Below are 3,741 nucleotides of genomic sequence, written 5' to 3' on the forward strand. Positions count from 1 at the left end.
TCGCAGCCGCTGCCAGGGAGCGGCCGGGTGCGATCGCGGTCGCCAGTTCCGACGACAGATGGCACCCGACTTTCGCGCTCTGGCCACTTGGCCTCAGTGATGACCTGCGCCATTTCCTGATCGACGAGGACAATCGCCGCGTCTCGGCCTTCATGGAGCGGCACGGTTTTGTCCAGGTGGAGTTTCCGATGATCGAGGCCGAAGGCCAGCGGATCGACCCGTTCTTCAACATCAACACGCCGGACGATCTTGCGCAGGCCGAACGTCTGTTGCAAAGCCTCCAGCCATGAGACGCGTATTCGGCATCACCGGCTGGAAGAACTCCGGCAAGACGACCCTGACCGAAAAGCTGGTCGCCGACCTGGTCCGCCGCGGCTGGACGGTCTCGACGGTGAAGCATGCCCATCATGACTTCGACATCGACAAGCCTGACACAGACAGTTTCCGTCATCGCCAGGCCGGCGCCATGGAGGTCGCGATCGTCTCCGGCCGGCGCTGGGCGCTGATGCACGAGCTTCGCAACGAGGACGAGCCGAAGCTGGACGAAATCCTGGCGCGGCTGACGCCTTCCGACATCGTGCTCGTCGAAGGCTACAAGCGCGAAGCGCACAAGAAGATCGAGGCGAGACGGCTGGACGCCAAGGACCGGATGCCGCTTTCCGCCAGCGACCCGAACATCGTCGCTGTCGCCGCCGACTTCCCGGTCGAGGGCGAAAACCTGCCTGTCTTCGACCTCGACGATACGAAATCGATAGCCGACTTTATCGAACGCGCCACCGGCCTCGTCACAAAAGGCAAGTAACGCTGCGGCACACGGTGATTGTCGTTTGCTGTTGATTTGCAGTTGCTTTTTTCTTGGAAAGAGTGGGAGTATCCCGCGCAGCGGGCGGTCAAGAAGCCCCGCCCACAAGAGCCGCACGGGACAGCGGCCATGACAATATGAGAGGATTATCATGCGTATTGCACTGCGTATCGCGCTCGCCGCTTCGGCCGCGCTGCTGACACTTGGCGTCGCCCAGGCTCAGGAAAAGACCCTGAGGATCGGCACCGAAGGCGCGTATCCGCCCTTCAACAACCTGACCTCGGACGGCCAATTGGTCGGCTTCGACATCGACATCGCCAAAGCCCTCTGCGACGAAATGAAGGTGAAGTGCACCTTCGTCGCGCAGGACTGGGACGGCATCATCCCGGCGCTCCAGGCCGGCAAGTTCGACGCCATCGTCGCCTCGATGTCGATCACGCCCGAGCGCCAGGAAAAGGTCGACTTCACCCACAAATACTACAACACGCCGTCGGCGATCGCGGTGCCGAAGGATTCGCCGCTCAAGGGCGTGACCAAGGAAGACCTCGCTGGCAAGAACATCGGCGTCGCCACCACGACGACCCATTTCAACTATGCCTCGAAGACCTACACGGACAGCACGATCAAGGGCTATCCGAGCAGCCCCGAGGAGCAGGCTGACCTCGCCAACGGCCGTCTCGACGCCATCGAGGACGATATCGTCGTGCTGCAGCAGTGGCTGGATTCGCCCGACGGCGCCTGCTGCAAGATCCTCGGCCAGCCATCGCCGCAGCCGGTCGAGATCTTCGGACCGGGCGCCGGCATTGCCGTGCGCAAGGGCGAAACTGACCTGGTCAACAAGCTGAATTCCGCGATCGACGCCATCCGCGCCAACGGAAAGTACAAGGAAATCAACGACAAGTACTTCAAGTTCGACGTCTACGGCGCCGAGTCCTGATCATTGCGCTCGGGGCGGTGAGGACCACCTCACCGCCCTTCCTTCATTCCGGGATCGCCACGGAGACACGCCCCGCCAATGCCGGCCCAAAGCATTTGGACACTTCTCAGTTGGGGCCCTGATGGCTGGAGTGACGATATCGCCTCTGGCGTGCTGGTCACGATATCGCTGGCGCTCGCCACCCTTCCGATCGGCTTGGTGATCGGCTTTTTCGTCGCCTTCGCCAAACAGTCCCAGGAGCCGTCGCTGCGGCTCGCGGCCAACATCTACACAACGGTCTTTCGCGGCCTCCCCGAACTGGTGACGCTGTTCCTGTTCTTCTTCGGCATGCCGCTGCTGCTGCAATATGTCGTGCGCCTGTTCGAACCCGAGGCGACGGTCGACGTGAACAGCTTCATTGCCGGCATGATCGTGCTGTCGCTGATCTTCTCGTCCTATGCCAGCGAGGTCTTTCTTTCCGCCTTTCGCGCCATTCCCAAGGGCCAGTATGAGGGCGGCTACGCCATCGGCCTTTCGAAATGGCAGACCATGCGCCTGGTCATCCTGCCGCAACTGCTGCGCATCGCTTTCCCGGGCCTGGAGAATTGCTGGCTCAGCCTGCTCAAGGACACCTCGCTGGTTTCGGTCGTCAACCTCGCTGAAACCTTGCGCAACGCCGGCGTTGCCGCCCGCGTCACCAAGCATTCGTTCCTCTTCTACAGCGTCGCGGCGCTGGTCTTCCTTGTGCTGGCCGTCCTGTCGTCGATCGCCACCGGCTATATCCTGCGCTCGCTCGGGCGGAGGGAAGCGCGATGAGCGTCAGCCAGGCTATCGCCATCGACAAACCGCCGCCGCAGGCGCGCGGCTGGCCGCGCGCCCGCATCGTCGGCTATGCGCTGGTCGGCGTGTGGGTCCTCTTCGGTCTCGGCATCGTGGCCTATCTGGTCCACGCCTGGAACGCCGAGTTCTTCGCCAGATACGCGCCGGCCTATCTGCAAGGACTTGGGACCACCCTGTCGCTGGTGGCCATCTCGATGGTGACCGGCGCGATCCTGTCGCTGCCCGTCGCCTATGGACGCATGTCGAAGAACAGGATCCTGTCCGGTCTTGCCTATTGCTACGTCTATTTCTTCCGCGGCACGCCGCTGCTCGTGCAGACCTACCTCGTCTATTACGGCGTCGGCTCCTTTCGGCCGGAACTCGAAACGGTCGGCCTGTGGTGGTTCTTCCGCGAAGCCTTCTATTGCGGCGTCTTTGCCTTCTCGCTCAACACTGCCGCCTACCAGGCTGAAATCCTGCGCGGCGCCATCGAGAGCGTGCCGAGGGGCCAGTGGGAAGGCGCCGCATCGCTCGGCCTGCACAAGCTGCAGACGCTGCGCAAGGTCATCATGCCGCAGGCGATCATCGTGGCGTTGCGACCTTACGGCAACGAGCTCATCCTGATGATCAAGGCCTCCGCCATCGTCGCCATCATCACCGTCTACGACCTGATGGGCAACGCCAAGCTCGCCTATGCAAAATCCTTCGACATCCAGGCCTATATCTGGGTGGCGATCGTTTATCTGGTGATGGTCGAGATCCTGCGCCACGGTGTCGAATGGATCGAGCGCCGGATCACCGTTCACCTCAAACGATAAAGCCCGCATGCGGATCGGCCTGCACCAGCCGATGCGGCTCTGCGTGCCTTGACGAATTTTTCCCATAGCCTAGACCTTCCGCCACTGAAATCTCCGTTTTGTTGGAAGGCAGGCTTAATGGCATCGGTTGCATTTCTCGGTCTTGGCGTCATGGGCTACCCGATGGCCGGGCATCTCAGGAACAAGGGCGGCCACGACGTCACCGTCTACAACCGCACCACCGCCAAGTCCGAGCAATGGGTCGCCCAGCATGGCGGCAAGCTGGCGCTGACGCCGGCCGAAGCGGCCGAAGGCAAGGACTTCGTTTTCTCCTGCGTCGGCAATGACGACGACCTGCGCTCGGTGACGACCGGCGCCAAGGGCGCCTTTGCCTCGATGAAGAAGGG

At 62.1% G+C, this 3,741-nt stretch carries 5 protein-coding genes and 1 pseudogene; all 6 read left to right on the forward strand.

Translation table 11 applies throughout. The features are described 5' to 3' along the window. Nucleotides 1-290: pseudogene (locus EOA38_RS30410) on the forward strand (molybdenum cofactor guanylyltransferase MobA); the annotation flags it as partial. Continuing rightward, the gene (gene mobB / locus EOA38_RS30415) at nucleotides 287-802 is read left to right on the forward strand and encodes a molybdopterin-guanine dinucleotide biosynthesis protein B (RefSeq protein ID WP_127300972.1); all 516 of its coding nucleotides are present in this window, start codon (nucleotides 287-289) and stop codon (nucleotides 800-802) included. The pseudogene EOA38_RS30410 and the gene mobB, both read left to right, overlap by 4 nt. Before the next feature lie 151 nt (nucleotides 803-953). Then, on the forward strand, nucleotides 954-1,739 hold the full coding sequence (locus tag EOA38_RS30420; RefSeq protein WP_126093927.1) for an ABC transporter substrate-binding protein: 786 nt from the start codon (nucleotides 954-956) through the stop codon (nucleotides 1,737-1,739). Nucleotides 1,740-1,817: 78 nt separating this feature from the next. Continuing rightward, a complete protein-coding gene (locus EOA38_RS30425; RefSeq protein WP_127300973.1) occupies nucleotides 1,818-2,534 on the forward strand; it encodes an ABC transporter permease in 717 nt (238 codons plus the stop codon). Continuing rightward, nucleotides 2,531-3,355 (forward strand): ABC transporter permease, encoded by an 825-nt coding sequence (locus tag EOA38_RS30430; protein ID WP_127300974.1) that lies wholly within the window; start codon nucleotides 2,531-2,533, stop codon nucleotides 3,353-3,355. Before EOA38_RS30425 ends, EOA38_RS30430 begins: the two co-directional genes overlap by 4 nt. A 117-nt stretch (nucleotides 3,356-3,472) precedes the next feature. Then, nucleotides 3,473-3,741 (forward strand): NAD(P)-binding domain-containing protein (locus EOA38_RS30435; RefSeq protein WP_145966131.1); only part of this gene is annotated, 269 nt, incomplete at its 3' end.

This window comes from Mesorhizobium sp. M1E.F.Ca.ET.041.01.1.1, assembly GCF_003997355.1.
GTDB lineage: Bacteria > Pseudomonadota > Alphaproteobacteria > Rhizobiales > Rhizobiaceae > Mesorhizobium.

Coding starts and splice junctions, on each gene's coding strand:
- EOA38_RS30430 (WP_127300974.1), top strand. CDS start 2,531: ATGAGCGTCAGCCAGGCTATCGCCATCGACAAACCGCCGCCGCAGGCG.
- EOA38_RS30420 (WP_126093927.1), top strand. CDS start 954: ATGCGTATTGCACTGCGTATCGCGCTCGCCGCTTCGGCCGCGCTGCTG.
- EOA38_RS30425 (WP_127300973.1), top strand. CDS start 1,818: ATGCCGGCCCAAAGCATTTGGACACTTCTCAGTTGGGGCCCTGATGGC.
- mobB (WP_127300972.1), top strand. CDS start 287: ATGAGACGCGTATTCGGCATCACCGGCTGGAAGAACTCCGGCAAGACG.